The organism is Pseudomonas agronomica (assembly GCF_025917275.1).
GTDB classification, from domain to species: domain Bacteria; phylum Pseudomonadota; class Gammaproteobacteria; order Pseudomonadales; family Pseudomonadaceae; genus Aquipseudomonas; species Aquipseudomonas agronomica.
On record NZ_JAOSHO010000077.1, the window covers coordinates 1 to 16,100 of the forward strand.

A 16,100-nucleotide genomic window follows, 5' to 3' on the forward strand; every position below is an offset into this window, starting at 1 on the left:
TCCAGCAATTGGCGGCCCAGGCTCATGGCCCAGTCCACTTGCACCACGCCGGGCAAGACCGGCGCGGTGGGAAAGTGGCCGCTGAAATACGCCAGGTCGGGCGGCACCGTCAGGCGCAGGTTCCATTCGCCGTCGGTTTCAATCTGTTCAAGCACCTCGGGGGCTTTGGCTCGCGGTGCCATCAGCACGGCTTCGACTTCGGCCTGGGGCAGCTTGCCTTGTGCGTTCAGCGGAAGTTGCCGCAGCCAGCGCCAGCGTCGGGGCAGGGCCAAGGTTTCGCAATGCCCGCTCAGGTGTTGGCGCAGGGCTTGGGTCACGGCCCGCCGGCCCAGATTGCGCAAGGCGAGCAAGCCGGCTTCGCTGAGCACCAGCAAGGCACCGAGTGAGGCGCGATTCTCCTGCACGACACCCAACCGAGCTTCGCTGACCCATTCGTGGGCCGTCAGCGCCTGTTCCAGCATTGGCAGTGAGATGCGCTTTTCTTCGAGCTTGACGATGCGATCCAAGCGACCGAGCAATTCAAAACGCCCGTCTGCGCCGATCCGCACCGCGTCGGCGGTATGCTCAACATGACCGGCCGGCAGGTAAGGCGAGGCAATGAGCAGTGCACCGTCGCTGTCCTGGCTCAGCTCGACGCCGGCGAAGGGTTTCCACAAGTCGCCGCCCTGGCGCCAGGCGATGCCACCGGTTTCCGAGCTGCCGAAAATTTCCGTCGGCCATTGTCCCAGGCGCTGTTCGAGGCTCTGCGCCGCCTCGGCCGGCAAGGCGCCGCCGGAGGAAAAGACCCGGCGCACACTGCTCAGGGCCGGCCAGTCGAGATTGTCACCCATGCGCTTGAGCAATGCGGGGCTCGCAACCCAGGCGAACGCCGCGTGTTCGCGGCTGGCGCGCTGCATATCTTCCGGGAAGGGCAGTTGCCGACGAACAAAGGGGCGTCCGGCGCACAGCGGCCAGAGGACCCGGAACAACAACCCGTAGATGTGTTGGGCGGCGACGCTGCCGATCACGCAGGCCGGACCAAGGTCCGCGCCCCATAGTCGTTCCAGTGCCTGGACTTCGTTGCTCAACTGACGCAGGGTTTTCTCGATGCGCTTGGGCTCGCCACTGGAGCCGGAGGTGCACAGGCTCAGCCAGCAGTGATCGAGGTCCAGCTCGGCCGCTTCCAGCGGAGCCTGTCGCAGGTCACTGGCTCGGGTGTCGCCGGGCTGGTCGGTCAGCCACAGGTCGACGTCTTCCGACCAGCGCTGGCGCGTCTGGGCTTGCAGGTCGGCGGGCAGCAGCACGCGCACCCCGGCGCGCCAGGCCGCGAGCAGCGCGGTCGCCAGGTCGGCGGCGTCTTCGAGGTGCACCGCGATATGCCGCACGCCCCGGACCTGCAGGCCCGCAGCCAGGCACAGCGCGTCATCGCGCAGCTGTGCGTGATTCAACGCCGGCCCGACGGCTACAGCGCGGTCCGGCAGGTCCTCGAGCAACATCTGCTCAAGCGTTATCCAATTCATGGGCGGCCTCTTACCCGTTGTCGTATAAGCCATTCAATGGCAAACATCAGCCCCATCAATCCGTAGGAAATCAGGCCGGTGTACAACATCCACCAGCTCAGCGGCGCCCAGAGGGTCAGGGCGGCGGCGAGCAAACCGTTACACAGGAAAAACACACTCCAGGCCACCGTGACCTGGCGGGTATACACCACCGCCTTGGCTGGCAACTGCGGTTCACGCAGGCGGGCCAGGCGTTCGACCATCGGCGGGCCGTATTTCAGGCTCAGGGTGAACAGGCCAAGCATGAACGCGCTGATCAACACCGGGTACCAGCGCAGCAGGAGCGGGCTGTCGAACACTGCAAGCAATACGCAGAAGATGATCGCCGTGACCGCCATCCAACGACTGCCGGTCCCGCCCTTGCCGAGCAATGCCCGGGCCAGCCACAGGCAGCCCAATAGCAACCCGAATTGCCATGGGGCAAAGTGCTCCATGCCGAAATACACCGCAAAGGGGTACAGCAGGCCCGCCAACAGCAGGCCAAGGCCAATCAGCCGGCTCATGCGGCCGGTTGGACCAGTCGATAGACCGCCTCGACCACATCATTGACGGTGCGCACCGACTTGAATTCTTCAGCGGCGATTTTCTTGCCGGTCTGGCGCTTGATGTGGTCGATCAAGTCCACCGCATCGATGCTGTCGATTTCCAGGTCCTGGTACAGGTTCGATTCCAGCGTCACACGCTCAGGGTCCAGTTCGAAGAGCTCGACCAGGGCATTGCGCAGGGTGTTGAAGATATCGTCACGAGTTTGCATGGTCGGTCTCAGGCGCTTTTTGCAGTGACGAAGGCCGCAAGGCTTGCCACGTTGCTGAAATGGTTACGGGTGTCCTTGGCGTCGGCATCGATCTTGATGCCATATTTCTTCTGGATCGCCAGGCCAAGCTCCAGGGCATCCACCGAGTCCAGGCCAAGGCCTTCGCCGAACAGGGTCTGATCGTCGCCGATGTCGTCGATACCGATGTCCTCCAGGCCGAGGGCGTCGATGATCAGCTGTTTGATGTCACGGTGCAGATCGCTCATCTTCGGCGAGCTCCTTGATGAAATAGTGATGCAGAAAATCGTTGAGCCGGCGTGACGCCTGCGGTGCAGGGCCCAGCGCGGCGAAAGCCTGTGGGTCTATATCGGCCCCAACGTGAAAACTGAAGTGCACGCGGCGATGGGGAATGCGATACCAGGGTTCGGCCTTGGTCAGCGTGGTGGGGCTGACTTTGATCGTAACCGGCGTCAGCACCTTCGCCCCTCGCAACGCGATGGCCGCGGCACCTCGATGAAAGGCCGGCGCGTGGCCTGGCTGGGTGCGCGTGCCCTCGGGAAAGACAATCAGGCATTGGCCGTCCCGCAGGGCGTCGCTGGCGGCGTCGAGCATGTCCATGCTGCCGTCATTGCTGATGTATTGGGTCGAACGCAGCGGGCCACGGGTAAAAGGGTTGTCCCACAGGCTTTGCTTGACCACGCAGTTGGCGTCGCGAACCAGCCCGATCAGGAAGACCACGTCGATCAACGAAGGATGATTGGCGATGATCATTTGCCCCGGACGGCCGAGCTTCTCCGCGCCATCGATCTGATAGGTCAGCACGCCGGTACGGGCCATGAACCGGATAAAGAACCAGAACAGGCGACCAACCGTGCGGCGAGCCCGCTGGCGACGAGTCTGTGGATCGGCGGGCAACGCGTTGAGCAGGGGAAACACCAGCAACCGCAGGCACAGCCCGCCCAACCCGAAGAGGGCGAAGCTTGCAGCGGTCGCGAACAGGCGCCAGTGATAGGCGTCGCGATGTCTACCGCTCATCGGTTGCGTTGCCAGGTCCATACACGATTCTTCCAGGCATGTTGGCAGGTGGTGTCGTTGCTCAGCAGGGTACGCAATAGATCCAGGGCGTGGGGCCAGTTGCCGCCGGGTGTCGGTGTTGGTGCGCTGGACAGGTCCAGCTGCCAGTCGTCGCCGCACGTCAGCAACAATCCCACCGCATAGGGAAACGGTACGTCGTCGACCCAGGGGGCATAGACCTGGGGTGGTTGTTCTTCGGTGATGACCAGCAGCACTGCTGGGGCACCTTCATTCAACAGTGCGACGGCTTCCAGCATGCCGTGCTCCAGGCCGTCACCGGTGGCAGCCAGGGCGGTCATCTCGCTGGTTTCGCCGCGCATGATCGACCACAGGCCGATGACCGCGTTGTGCACCGACAGGCTGAATTGGGTCGGAGACAAGGGTTGGTCGGCGGCCAGGTCCTTGAGAATCTCAAAAGTGCGCGGGGTTTCGCCGTGACGGGAAATAAAGACCAACGGTAGGTCCGGTCGTCCCTCGGCCAGTGGCCAGGCGACACTGAAGGCCATGCGCGCCAGGCGGCTCAGGCGTCGGCGCTGCATGGCGGGCAGGAACGACACGTCAGGGGCCGCGTCGCTAGTGGGCAGCGCGACCGGTTGTCGGCTCCACGCCTGCCAATCGTCCACGCTTTCGAGCCCAGGGGCCCATGCGCGCCATTGGGCGATATTGAAATTGATCACAGACTCATCCCACCCCTGCGGGCTTTTATTGTCACGGTTCAGTGGTTTGACCCGCGTCCAACCCTGCATGGCCTTGCGACCCAAGTGGCGCGCATTATCCCGGTGCGGTTGGCTTGTAGCAAATACTGGTTACATTTTGTCCGGGTAAATTCGTCGGTTGGTCAGGCCCGGCTCCGGCACGCACATTGTCTCGATTGTGACGATTGTGTCTGTCAGTTACTTCCGGCAATCGCTGGGGGAATTGACGCTTGGTTGTCTGAAAAAGCCACCAATGCGGTAATCCATCGGTGTGCAAGGTAGCGAAGCGGTGTCTTGGGCTACTACACTCGGTCATCTTTGATACACGGAGGTTTTGACATGCGGCGTGTGGTGTTCAATCAGAAGGGTGGCGTGGGCAAGTCCAGCATCGCCTGCAATCTGGCGGCCGTGAGCGCCAGCGAGGGTTATCGCACGCTATTGATCGACCTGGACGCCCAGGCCAATTCCACTCAATACCTGACCGGCCTGACGGGCGACGACATTCCCATGGGCATCGCCGATTTTTTCAAGCAGACCCTCTCATCCGGGCCTTTCTCGAAAAAGAACAAGGTCGATATCTATGAAACGCCTTTCGACAACCTGCACGTCATCACCGCCACGGCGGAACTGACGGACCTGCAGCCCAAGCTCGAGGCGAAACACAAGATCAACAAGCTGCGCAAGCTGCTCGAAGAGCTGGACGAGGATTATGACCGGATTTACCTGGACACCCCGCCAGCGTTGAATTTCTATGCGGTTTCGGCGTTGATTGCGGCTGATCGTGTATTGATTCCTTTCGATTGCGACAGTTTTTCGCGCCAGGCGTTGTATGGCCTGATGGCGGAAATCGAGGAGCTCAAGGACGACCATAACGAAGCGCTGGAAGTCGAAGGCATTGTCGTCAACCAGTTCCAGGCCCGCGCCAGCCTGCCGCAACAGATTCTCGATGAGTTGATCGCCGAAGGCTTGCCGGTGTTACCCGTGTACCTGACCAGCTCAGTGCGCATGCGTGAATCGCACCAGGCCAGCCTGCCACTGATTCACCTGGACCCACGGCATAAATTGACCCAGCAGTTCGTGGAGTTGCATAGCCTGCTGGAACAAGCTTGAAGCAAAAGATCGCAGCCTTCGGCAGCTCCTACGGGATGACGCTAACCCTGTAGGAGCTGCCGAAGGCTGCGATCTTTCCAATCTATTTCTTCAAATCCCCTGGCTGCGCAACCAACTCATCAACTGCGGCAACGGAAATGCCCCGCTCTGGCGCGCCACTTCCTGGCCATCCTTGAACAGGATGAGGCTGGGTATCGAGCGAATCCCCAATTGAGCCGACAACTGCTGATTGGCCTCGCTGTCGAGCTTTGCCAGCCGGCATTTGCCCGCCAACTGCGCGGCGGCCTGTTCGAACACCGGCGCGAAGGATTTGCACGGTCCGCACCAGTCCGCCCAGACGTCCACCAGCAACGGCAGGTCGCCCTTGATCTGGCTGGCGTAGTCGCCTTGCTTGAGTTCGAACGGCTTGTTCAACAGCACCTGGGCCTTGCAACGCCCGCACTTGGGCTGGTCGCCGAGGCGTTCGGCGGGGATGCGATTGAGTCCGTTGCAGTGGGGGCAGGGGATCAGCATCGGGTCAGTCTCCACGGAAAATCATTAGGCATGGATTGAACACTATATAGAAACCGCCACAAAACCTTGTGGGAGCGAGCTTGCTCGCGATAGCGCCCTGACAGTCGATGCAATATTGCTGACACACCGCCATCGCGAGCAAGCTCGCTCCCACAGGGGTATTGGTGTTGCTGATTATTTGCCGTTGGTCAGCGTGTTGTAGCTGGTCATCAGGTTGCGGTAGTCCGGGATGTGGTTGGAGAACAGGGTCGCCAGACCTTCCACGTCGTTGCGCCAGTCGCGGTGCAGTTCGCAGGCCAGGCCGAACCAGGTCATCAGTTGTGCACCCGACGAAGACATGCGGTCCCAAGCCGATTGGCGGGTCAGTTCGTTGAACGTGCCGGAGGCATCGGTGACCACGAACACTTCGAAACCTTCGGCCAGGGCCGACAGTGCCGGGAAGGCGACGCAGACTTCAGTCACGACGCCGGCGATGATCAGTTGTTTCTTGCCGGTGGCCTTGATCGCCTTGACGAAATCTTCGTTGTCCCAAGCGTTGATCTGACCAGGGCGAGCGATGTACGGAGCGTCCGGGAACAAGGTCTTGAGTTCTGGCATCAGCGGGCCGTTGGGGCCGGTTTCGAAGCTGGTGGTGAGGATGGTCGGCAGTTGGAAGTATTTCGCCAGGTCAGCCAGGGCCAGCACGTTGTTCTTGAAACGGTCCGGGTCGATGTCGCGTACCAGCGACAGCAGGCCAGCCTGGTGATCGACCAGCAGAACGGCGGCGTTATCTTTGTCGAGACGGTTGTAGGAAGTAGTCATGGCGTAGCCCTCATAAAGTTTTGGTTGCCGAAGGTTTCGGCGTGGTTAAGGTTTTTAATGCCGGTGCAGCGATTGATCGGTGACTCATCTGGCCGAAGCGCCGGTTTCAATCCGTGTTGCGTTTCGATGTGTGTAGATTAAAACTGGCACCTTTGATGCGCTAGACTGCGAAAATCAGCCTTAGCGTTCTATTTGGAGAACGATCATCGAAGATCTCAACACGCTGTACTACTTCACCCAAGTGGTTGAGCACCGTGGATTCGCTGCGGCGGGCCGGGCACTGGACATGCCCAAATCCAAGCTGAGCCGGCGTATTGCTCTGTTGGAGGAGCGGCTCGGGGTGCGTTTGCTTCATCGCACCAGCCGCCATTGCACGTTGACAGAGATTGGCCAGGCCTATTACCAGCGCTGCCTGGCGATGCGGGTCGAGGCCGAGAGCGCCGCCGAGGTGATCGAGCGCAACCGCTCCGAACCCCAGGGGCTGGTGCGCATCAGCTGCCCGACAGCGCTGCTCAACAGCTGGGTCGGGCCGATGCTGACTCGCTACATGCTCAAATATCCGCGGGTGGAGCTGTTCATCGAGAGCACCAACCGCCGGGTCGACCTGATCCATGAAGGTTTCGATATCGCCCTGCGGGTGCGCTTTCCGCCGCTGGAAAACACCGACATGGTCATGAAAGTGTTGAGCAACAGCACTCAATGCCTGGTGGGCAGCCCGGCATTTGTGCAGCATCTGTCTTCACCGGCGTCCCCGGCGGACCTCAACGGCTTGCCGAGCGTGCATTGGGGCGGTGCGCAGCGGGAATACCAGTGGGAATTGTTCGGACCGGACGGCGCCCGCGCATTGATCCGCCATGAACCACGCATGGTCACCGATGACCTGCTGGCCCTGCGTCATGCGGTGCTGGCAGGCGTTGGCGTCGCCCATTTGCCCAGCGTGGTGGTGCGCGAGGATATTGCGGCCGGACGGCTGGTGGAACTGGTACCGGGCTGGACGCCGAAGTGCGGGATCGTCCATGCGATCTTTGCTTCACGGCGCGGGTTGCTGCCGTCGGTGCGTACGTTGATTGATTTCCTGGCCGAGGAATTCAGTCACAGTGATATGGCGTAGGGGCTGGGCGTTGCCTTCTCCGGGTTGCCATTCATCAGGTGCGCCGCACTGTAGGCGCGCGGCGCCCTCAAAAGCCATACCTGTTCACAACCAGGAGGTCCCATGAGCAACCCTCAAGACCCAACCACCCCCCAGGCACTGGACAACCCCAACGACGACGGCTTTGTCCTCGGCACCGCCGGCCGCGACGAAGACCCCAACGCGGCCCCGGCCTATGCCACCGACAGTCGCCATGATCGCGATGAATTGACCCCGGAAGACGCCCGCGGCATGCCCGGTTATCCGGAGGAGAAACCGCCGAAAGAGCCGGCTGGCGAAGAAGCGGAATCAGGGATCGAGACGCCCGAACAGGGGAATGATAAGGCGGGGTAAGCACATGGCTCATACCTGCTCACATTTCTTCCAAGGGGCTGGAGCTTTCGGCGACTAGGCTGAAATTCTGCAATATCAATCCGTCTATCTGACTGGCGCTATCGCAATTTGCTATGCGCCAGTTTTGTGTTTAATTTGCTCATAGCAAAATGCGATAAGGACGTTGCATGCATGTGATCACTGAGAAGCGCATTTGGGAGGCCAAGGAGAAATGGCCACATTCCGCGAATGCGTTGGATCAATGGTATCGGCTGATCAGGCGCAACAGCCCGGCTGATTTCGCAGCGATGAAATCCATATTTCCGGCAACTGATAAGGTCGGTCCGCTACACGTGTTTGACATCGGAGGAAACAAGTTGCGGCTGATAGCGGTGATTCGATACCGACCCCAACGCCTCTATATCAAATGCGTGCTCGACCATCGGGAATACGATAGAGGCAAGTGGAAGGAGTAAAAGGATGAGTGCACTGATAGAACAAGTCGCTGCCCATTGGGAGTTCGTATCGCCTCTTCTGCGCAAGCCCAGGAGTGAGGAAGATTACGATCGCCTGGCCGGCGCCCTTGATGAACTGTTGGAACTGGTCGGCGAAGACGAAGCACACCCGCTCATGAGCCTGGTCGACATTATCGGCGAATGGATCGAAGCCTGGGATCAGCAACACCGGCCGATGCCCAAGGTCAGTGGCGTAGAGGCGCTTCGTTACCTGATGCGTGAGCACGGTTTGAGCCAGAGCGATTTGCCGGGTATAGGCGCGCAGTCGGTGGTATCAGAAGTGCTGAGCGGTAAGCGCCAGCTGAATTTAAGGCAGATTCGCTGGTTGGCAGAACGCTTTGGCGTATCGTTTGAAACCTTTATTTAATGGCCTGGCGCGCTATTTGTGTTGTGACGAGGGAGCTTGCTTCCCTGAGCTGCCGAAGGCTGCGATCTTTTGATCTTTCGCTTGAGACTCAAGTGTCTGGGGAAAGATCGCAGCCTCGTTGCGCTCGGCAGCTCCTACACAGCTTCTACAGGCCCAGCGGGAGTAAGCTCCCTCGCCGCCGGGTCATGTATTTGGTTGGAAGGTTACGATGAGCAACTGATCTCCAGATGCTTGCCCCACTCCGGCGGTCGCTCGGCGTAGCTGTCCATCCCCGGTTGTTCTTCAAACGGGTTGCTCAGCACGGTGTGCAGGCGGCGGACTTCTTCGTAGTCGCCTGCCTCGGCGGCGTCGATGGCTTTTTGTGCCAGGTAATTGCGCAGCACGTAGAGCGGATTGACCGCGTGCATGCGAGCGCGGCGCTGGTCTTGATCGACAGGGCCTTCACGGTTGACCCGGGCAACGTACAGCTCGGCCCAGGCGTCGAAGCCCTTCAGGTCGACGAAGTCATCGCGCAAGGTGGCGACGGCTTGTTCCGGCGATTGCTCGCCCAGGCGGCGGAAGAACAGGCTGTAGTCGACGCCGCTGTTCTGCATCAGTTGCAGCAGGCGTTCCACCAGTTTCTGGTCCTCCTCTTCGGCGACGGTCAGGCCGAGGCGGCGGCGCATCAGGTCCAGGTAATGGGCCTGGTACAGCGGCAAGTACAAACCGAGCGTCTCGCGCAGGGCTTCGACACTGATGAAAGGCGTCAGGGCCTGGGCCAGGGCGCTGAGGTTCCACTGCCCGATGGGCACTTGGTTGCTGAACGAGTAGCGGCCCTGGTCATCGGAGTGGTTGCAGATGAAGTGGGCGTCGAAGTCGTCGAGGAAGGCGAACGGCCCGAAGTCGAAAGTGATACCCAGGATCGACATGTTGTCGGTGTTCATCACGCCGTGGCAGAAACCGTAGGCCTGCCACTTGGCAATCAGCTCGGCGTTGCGCTCGACGATTTCACGGTACATCGCCAGGTACGGTTCCGGCTGCTCCCGGCATTCGGCGAAGTGCAGGTTCAGGACATGCTCGGCCAGGGTGGCCTGCAGTTCCGGCTTCTTGGTGTAGTAGAAATATTCGAAATGCCCGAAGCGCACATGGCTCGGCGCCAGGCGCAGCACCATGGCGGCACGCTCCTGTTTTTCCCGCCACACCGGCGTGTCGGAGCCGATCACGCACAACGCGCGCGTCGTAGGGATCCCCAGTGCATGCAGGGCTTCGGAGGCGAGGAATTCGCGGATCGAAGAGCGCAGCACCGCGCGTCCGTCGCCCATCCGCGAGAATGGCGTCTGGCCGGCACCCTTGAGGTGCAGGTCCCAATGCTCGCCGGCCTCGTTGTACACCTCGCCGAGTAGCAACCCGCGGCCATCGCCCAATTGCGGGTTGTAATGACCAAACTGGTGACCCGAATACACCATCGCCCGAGGCTCGGTTTCGGCCCATAGCTTATGGCCGCCGAAGATTTCGGCGAACAGCGGTGTCTCGGCTTCTGCTGGCTCCAAGTCGAGCAGCGCCATGGCCGCCGGGCTGGCGACCACCAAACGCGGGTTGTCGATGGGTTCGGGCAGCACGTGGGCCGAGAAACCGTCGCCCAGGCGGGCGAAACGGTTATCGAAGGTCAGCGTTTCCAGCGTTTTCATGGCCGTCTCCGGCGGGACGCCCGCAGGCTCCCCGTTATCAGTCGAGCGCGTCCTGCGGCGGCTCGGGCACCGGCTTGATGCTGGCGACCGCCGAAGGTACGGGCGTGATGGTCTTTTTCTCGGGCTCGGTAGGCACCAGTTTGTATTCCTGGCCCTGGAGATTCTTCAGATAGATTTCCATCTGCCGGAAGGAGATGTTGATGTGCTCCTTCTTGAATTCCCGATTGATGAAGCGGTTGATCTCGTCCAGTACCGGGTTGCGGTCGCCGAGGTCGCGCACGTGCATGCGCAGCTCATGGTCCAGCGTGCTTTCACCGAAGTTCAGGAAGTAGACGATCGGCTCCGGCTCCTTCAAGACGCGCGGATTGTCACGCGCGGCCTTGAGCAGCAGCTCGCGGACCCGGTCCAGATCCGATCCGTAGTCCACGCCGAGTTTCAACGTGACCCGGGTGACGGTGTCGGTGAGCGACCAGTTGATCAACTGCCCGGTGATGAACGTCTTGTTCGGGACGATGATGTCCTTGCGGTCGAAGTCGGTGATGGTCGTCGCACGGATGCGGATCTTGCTCACCGTGCCCGACAGGTTGCCGATGGTGATGGTGTCGCCGATACGCACCGGACGCTCGAACAGGATCATGATGCCGGAGATGAAATTCGCGAAAATCTCCTGCATGCCGAAGCCCAGGCCCACCGACAGCGCGGCCACCAGCCATTGCAACTTGTCCCAGCTCACGCCGAGGGTGGACAGCGTGGTGACGAAACCGACGCCGGCGATCACATAGGACAGCAGCGTGGTGGTTGCGTAGGCGCTGCCCTGGGCCAGGTTCAGCTTCGACAGCACGAACACTTCCAGCAGGCCCGGCAGGTTGCGCGCCAGGGCGAAGGTGATGCCGATGATGATCAGCGCGCCGAGCATGTCGCCGATGCTGATGGGCACCATGCTCATGTTGACGCCGGTGCCGCTGGTGTATTCGTAGAGGGTGATATTGTCCAGGTATGAGAACACGCTGATCAGGTCCGACCAGACCCAGTACAGCGCGGCCATGAAGCCGCCCAGCAAGGCGAGGCGGATCAGGCGCAGGGACTGTTCGTTGACCTTTTCGATGTCCAGGGTCGGTTCCTCGACCACCGCTTCGCCGTCGCCGGCCTCCTTGGCGGCCTGGCGCTTGGCCAGGGCGCGCTGGTAGGCCAGGCGTCGCGCCGCGACCGACAGGCCACGGACGAACGTGGCCTCGATCACCAGCCAGAACATCAGCAAGTACAACGTGTTGATCAAGCGGTCGCTGAGCTTCAGCGCGGTGTAGTAGTAGCCGAAGCAGACGGCGACGAACAGGGCGATCGGCAGCGCGGTGAACAGCACGCCGACGGCCTTGCGGAACAGGGAGGTGTTCTGGTGCGTCGGGCTGCTGAGCAGCAGTCGGCTGAGCAGCCAGGCCATCGAGGCGTAGCAGGTCAGCACCACCGGCATGCCGAGCACGTCGTCGGCCAGGGCGGATGGCTGCAACTCCGCCACGGCCACCACGGCCACCAAGGCCAGGACCACCAGCCCGAGTCGACGGATCCAGCCCTGGAGGAATTCCACCTGGGGTTTTTCCCAGCGGAAATGCAGTTCCGCCACACCACCCGGGGAGAGGATTCGATAGGCGGTATAGAACACCAGCCAGGCTTGCCCGATCTGCAGCAACGCCGCGCCGAGGTTGGTGTTCTGGCCGCGGGCGTCAATCTGCAAGGCGTAGCCGCACAAGGCCAGCGCCAGGGCCACCGGCATCGCCAGCAGGATGTTGATCAGGATCGCCTGGGGCGTGTGCCATTGGCTGTCGCGCTTGAAGTGGCCGACATCCTGGTGAACCTTGTTCAGGCGCGCATAGAGATTCTTGCGGCGCCACTGCAGCGCGCCGATCAACAGCGCCAGGGGCAGGAACAGCAGCGGCCGCTGGGTCAGGCCATCGGCCAGTTCGCTGAGGCTCGAGGCCCAGGGCAGCGAGTCGACCTGTTTTTCCAGGCGGGCCGGCACGGCACGCATCCACTCGAAATCCAGCGGTTTGTTGCTGGGAATCCAGAACATTTGTTCTTCAAGGGTGGCCCGCAGGCCCTGGGCAGTGCTGAGCAATTGTTTTTGGTTGAGCTGCAACGTGATGGATTCGTTGAGCACCGCGCTCAGTTCGCGGTTCAGGCGATCCAGCAGGTCGACCCGGGTCAGAGCCAGTTCGAGCAAGGCCTTGCGCAGTTGCGGAGTGGCTTGTTCCGATGGCTGGGACGCCAGCAGGCTGTCGACGTAAGCCCCCGGATTGTTCAGCAGCTCGCGTTGCTGGCTGACTTCGAATTGATACAGGCGAATGTCGGCGATCTGGTCGGCCAGGTTCTGGTCCAGCTTCAGGCGCGGCAAGGTTTGGCGCTGCTTGTAGAGAATCTTGGAGAGCAGCAGGCTGCCCTTGAGCACGCTGATCTGCTCGTCCAGCGCGGCATCGGTCTGGGTGACACTGTCCAGCAATTGCTTGGTCTGCAGGTTCTGCTGGGTGACTTCATTGAGCCGGTCGGTGCTTTTGAGCAGGTAGTCGGAGAGCTTCAGGTTGTTCGCGCTTTCGGTCGCCAGCAGGCTGCTGCCGCCGGCCTTCTGCGCTTCGATGGATTGCTGCGTCACCGTTTCCTGGGACTGGGCCAGGCGTTTCTGGTTGATCAGGTTCTGCAGGTCCTGGATTTCCTGCTCCATGCGATCGATCTTTTCGCTCAGCAGGTCGTGCTGGCCGTTGCCCAGATCTTGCAGCTGGCTGTTGCCCGCCAGTTCCTGGCGACGCAAGGGGATCAGCGCGTTGAGTGCCGCCAGCTCAGCGTTGAGTTGGTCGCGTTGCTCGGCACTCAGCGCCTTGCCCCCGTCCCGCCCGGCCTTGAGGATGGCGTTGATCTGCTGGATTCGGGTCTGGCTGCTGGCGATTTCCGCCTGTGCGCGCTCGGGGCGGGTCTGGGCGGTGATGACCAGGCTGTTGGCGTCGGCCAGGGCTTTTTGCAGATCGCTCTGCTGGGTGGAGCGCTCCGTCAGCATCTGTTCAAGCTGGGGAATCGGCAGGTTGGCGTAGCGTTGCGCCACCGGCACCACATTGGTGTTCTTGAGCCGTGCCAGCTCGCGCTGGTTCTCGATGTTCTGCTTGGGTGCGTTGGCCAACTGTTGCTTGAGGGCCACCAGCTTCTGTTCGTAGTCAGCCTTGTTGCTGAGCTGGGTCAGGGTGTTCTGCAGGACGGCCTGCAGGGCTTTCTGGTCGGCCTCCGGCAGTTTGCGATCAGCGATCTTGTCCAGGCTGGCCTGGACCGAATCGCTGCTAGGCGGTTCAGCGGCGTGCACCGTGCAGATGGAAAGACTCAAGCCCAGCAGGGCGACGGCAAGAAGGGAGCGCAGGGTAGGCATAGAGACCGGTCAAGCAAGTGGGAATGGGGAGCAGTTTAGAGGAACAAGCCGGGACCCGGGCGACTTCCTTCGGGGAATCTGACGCCCACTTTGCCGATCTTGTTCCCGTCCATGACCGCGACGGTCCACAGGGTGTTGTTCCAGTCCACCTGGTCGCCGACTACTGGCGCACCGCCCACTTTCTGGGCAATAAAACGGCCCAGGGTCATGTCCGGGTCGATGCCGTCCAGCTTCAACCCGTAGAGGGCTGCGACCGCGGCCAGCTGGGCGTCTCCTTCGAGCACGAAGTCGCCGAAGAAGCGCAAATCCAGGCCCCGTTGCGGTGCCTGGCTGAACAGTTTTCCAAGGGCTGGCAAGTCGTGTTCATGGCCGATAACACACAGCAAATCATCGACTTCCAACACCGTACTACCCGACGGATGGAGCAGTTGCTGGCCACGAAACAGGGCCGCGATGCGCGTTCCGTCGGGCATTTTCAGGTCCCGCAACGGTGAGCCGATGCACCATTTCTCGGCACCGAGGCGATAAATGAACAGTTCCCACTCGCTGGTGACATGGACTTCCAGCGCCGCCCGGGAAATCGGCAGAGGCTCCGGCGGGACCGTTACATGCAACAGCTTGGCGACCCACGGCAGGCTCGTCCCCTGCACCAGCAGCGAGACCAGCACGATAAAGAATGCCAGGTTGAAATAAAGCTGCGCGTGGGGTAAACCGGCCATCAGCGGGAACACCGCAAGAATGATCGGCACCGCGCCACGCAGGCCGACCCAGGAAATGAAGGCTTTTTCACGACCGTGGAACGCCTTGAACGGCAACAGCCCGACCATGACCGACAGCGGACGGGCGAACAGGATCATCCACAAGGCCAGGCCGAGGGCGGGCAGCGCGATGGGCAACAGGTCATGGGGCGTGACCAGCAGGCCCAGCACCAGGAACATGCCGATCTGCGCCAGCCACGCCATGCCATCGAGCATGTGAAGGATGCCGTGGCGGCTGCGCACCGGGCGGTTGCCCAGCACCAGGCCGCAGAGGTAAACCGCCAGGAAGCCACTGCCATGCAGGGCGTTGGTCAGGGCGAACACCGCCAGGCCGCCGCTGATGACCAGGATCGGATAAAGACCGTTGGCCAGGTTGATGCGGTTGACCAACTGCAACATCAACCAACCACCGCCCAGGCCGAGCAGCGCACCGATACCGAACTCGCGCACCAGATGCCCCAGCAGGCTCCAGTGCAGGCCGGTTTCACCGCTGGCAAGCATGCCGATCAGCGTGACGGTCAGGAACACCGCCATGGGGTCGTTGCTGCCTGACTCGATTTCCAGCGTGGCGCTGACCCGTTCGTTCAGGCCTTTGCCGCCGAGCAATGAGAACACCGCCGCGGCGTCGGTGGAGCCGACGATCGCGCCGATCAGCAAGCCCTGGATCAAGTTGAGATTGAACAGCCACGCCGCCGCCATGCCGGTCAGCCCTGTGGTGATCAACACACCCACCGTCGCCAGCGACAACGCCGGCCACAACGCCACGCGAAAGCTCGAGACCCGCGTGCGCAAGCCACCGTCCAGCAGGATGACCGCCAGTGCCAGGTTGCCGACCAGATAGGCCGTTGCGTAGTTGTCGAAAAGAATGCCAGCGCCGTCGACACCGGCGACCATGCCCACGGCCAGGATAATCACCAGGATTGGGATGCCCAGGCGGGAGGAAAGAGAACTCACCAGGATGCTCGCACCTACCAGCAACGCGCCGATCAAGAACAGGCTGTTGATGGTCGTCGCGGTCAAAGGCAGTACTCCAGGAATCTTGGGGGACGGGCACAAACTGACCATGCAGTCTGCGTGCCAGCGATTCTAACCTGTTGAAATGTGATGCTGTCAAAAAAGCTTTGGGCGGCTTCCCTTTCCCCTTTTGCCTGTTTGTCCGTTTCGCAGGAGATTGTGTTTTTAAATAGGGATTTTTCGTACATCGATATGGGAAACGGCTGATTGCGGCGAACAGCACAGCGTGAAAATCCAATGGTTGACTCCGGCAGACCAGCTCCCTAGTATCCGCCCGCTATTTTTGGACGCTACTTCCTGCTCGAGGGATCGAACATGTCTTTACCCGCCCTTTGGGCGAGGTTGTGCCTGGCTTTGCTGTTGCTGTGCCTTTCTCCGCTTTCCCCTGTTTACGCCGCGCCAACCCCCGGCGACACGGACCTGATCCGCGAA

General features: G+C 61.3%; 16 protein-coding genes. 5 read left to right on the plus strand and 11 right to left on the minus strand.

Annotation, left to right across the window (positions count from 1 at the left end; genetic code table 11):
• From OC610_RS08740 to OC610_RS08765, 6 genes are all read right to left on the minus strand, one after another.
• On the minus strand, nt 1-1,499 hold a 1,499-nt coding region (locus tag OC610_RS08740; RefSeq protein WP_264427451.1), incomplete at its 3' end, for an AMP-binding protein.
• Entirely contained in the window at nt 1,496-2,041 is a 546-nt protein-coding gene (locus tag OC610_RS08745) for a COG4648 family protein (protein ID WP_264427452.1), read from the minus strand. The genes OC610_RS08745 and OC610_RS08740, both read right to left, overlap by 4 nt.
• The gene (locus OC610_RS08750; protein WP_264427453.1) at nt 2,038-2,292 is read right to left on the minus strand and encodes an acyl carrier protein; all 255 of its coding nucleotides are present in this window, start codon (nt 2,290-2,292) and stop codon (nt 2,038-2,040) included. The genes OC610_RS08745 and OC610_RS08750 overlap by 4 nt, the downstream gene beginning before the upstream one ends.
• A gap of 8 nt (nt 2,293-2,300) precedes the next feature.
• On the minus strand, nt 2,301-2,558 hold the full coding sequence (locus OC610_RS08755; RefSeq protein WP_030140950.1) for a phosphopantetheine-binding protein: 258 nt from the start codon (nt 2,556-2,558) through the stop codon (nt 2,301-2,303).
• Nucleotides 2,539-3,348, minus strand: coding sequence for a lysophospholipid acyltransferase family protein (locus tag OC610_RS08760; protein ID WP_264427454.1), 810 nt, complete (start codon nt 3,346-3,348; stop codon nt 2,539-2,541). The genes OC610_RS08755 and OC610_RS08760 overlap by 20 nt, the downstream gene beginning before the upstream one ends.
• Nucleotides 3,324-4,043, minus strand: coding sequence for a beta-ketoacyl synthase chain length factor (locus OC610_RS08765; protein ID WP_264427455.1), 720 nt, complete (start codon nt 4,041-4,043; stop codon nt 3,324-3,326). Before OC610_RS08765 ends, OC610_RS08760 begins: the two co-directional genes overlap by 25 nt.
• Before the next feature lie 357 nt (nt 4,044-4,400).
• Between OC610_RS08765 and OC610_RS08770 the strand changes: the two genes are divergently transcribed.
• Entirely contained in the window at nt 4,401-5,171 is a 771-nt protein-coding gene (locus OC610_RS08770) for a ParA family protein (RefSeq protein WP_264427456.1), read from the plus strand.
• Nucleotides 5,172-5,261: 90 nt separating this feature from the next.
• Here OC610_RS08770 and trxC read toward each other — a convergent pair whose 3' ends face one another.
• Together trxC and ycaC are read right to left on the minus strand one after the other, a co-directional pair.
• Entirely contained in the window at nt 5,262-5,684 is a 423-nt protein-coding gene (trxC, locus tag OC610_RS08775; protein WP_264427457.1) for a thioredoxin TrxC, read from the minus strand.
• A gap of 174 nt (nt 5,685-5,858) precedes the next feature.
• The gene (ycaC, locus tag OC610_RS08780) at nt 5,859-6,485 is read right to left on the minus strand and encodes an isochorismate family cysteine hydrolase YcaC (RefSeq protein WP_030140945.1); all 627 of its coding nucleotides are present in this window, start codon (nt 6,483-6,485) and stop codon (nt 5,859-5,861) included.
• Nucleotides 6,486-6,687: 202 nt separating this feature from the next.
• Between ycaC and OC610_RS08785 the strand changes: the two genes are divergently transcribed.
• From OC610_RS08785 to OC610_RS08800, 4 genes are all read left to right on the plus strand, one after another.
• Nucleotides 6,688-7,596, plus strand: a complete 909-nt coding sequence (locus OC610_RS08785; protein WP_264427462.1) for a LysR substrate-binding domain-containing protein — start codon at nt 6,688-6,690, stop codon at nt 7,594-7,596.
• Nucleotides 7,597-7,698: 102 nt separating this feature from the next.
• On the plus strand, nt 7,699-7,968 hold the full coding sequence (locus tag OC610_RS08790; protein ID WP_030140943.1) for a hypothetical protein: 270 nt from the start codon (nt 7,699-7,701) through the stop codon (nt 7,966-7,968).
• 167 nt (nt 7,969-8,135) lie between these two features.
• Nucleotides 8,136-8,423, plus strand: a complete 288-nt coding sequence (locus OC610_RS08795; protein WP_264427458.1) for a type II toxin-antitoxin system HigB family toxin — start codon at nt 8,136-8,138, stop codon at nt 8,421-8,423.
• A gap of 4 nt (nt 8,424-8,427) precedes the next feature.
• Nucleotides 8,428-8,829, plus strand: a complete 402-nt coding sequence (locus tag OC610_RS08800; RefSeq protein ID WP_264427459.1) for a helix-turn-helix domain-containing protein — start codon at nt 8,428-8,430, stop codon at nt 8,827-8,829.
• A 203-nt stretch (nt 8,830-9,032) separates the two neighbouring features.
• Here OC610_RS08800 and selO read toward each other — a convergent pair whose 3' ends face one another.
• Genes selO through OC610_RS08815 form a run of 3 tightly spaced genes read right to left on the minus strand, consistent with a single transcriptional unit; the run spans nt 9,033 to nt 15,674 of the window.
• Nucleotides 9,033-10,496: a protein adenylyltransferase SelO gene (gene selO, locus OC610_RS08805; RefSeq protein ID WP_264427460.1), complete on the minus strand. Its 1,464-nt coding sequence runs from the start codon at nt 10,494-10,496 to the stop codon at nt 9,033-9,035.
• 37 nt (nt 10,497-10,533) lie between these two features.
• On the minus strand, nt 10,534-13,896 hold the full coding sequence (gene mscK, locus OC610_RS08810; protein WP_264427461.1) for a mechanosensitive channel MscK: 3,363 nt from the start codon (nt 13,894-13,896) through the stop codon (nt 10,534-10,536).
• Between the two features lie 35 nt (nt 13,897-13,931).
• On the minus strand, nt 13,932-15,674 hold the full coding sequence (locus tag OC610_RS08815; RefSeq protein ID WP_030140938.1) for a potassium/proton antiporter: 1,743 nt from the start codon (nt 15,672-15,674) through the stop codon (nt 13,932-13,934).
• Between the last annotated feature and the right edge of the window lie 426 nt (nt 15,675-16,100).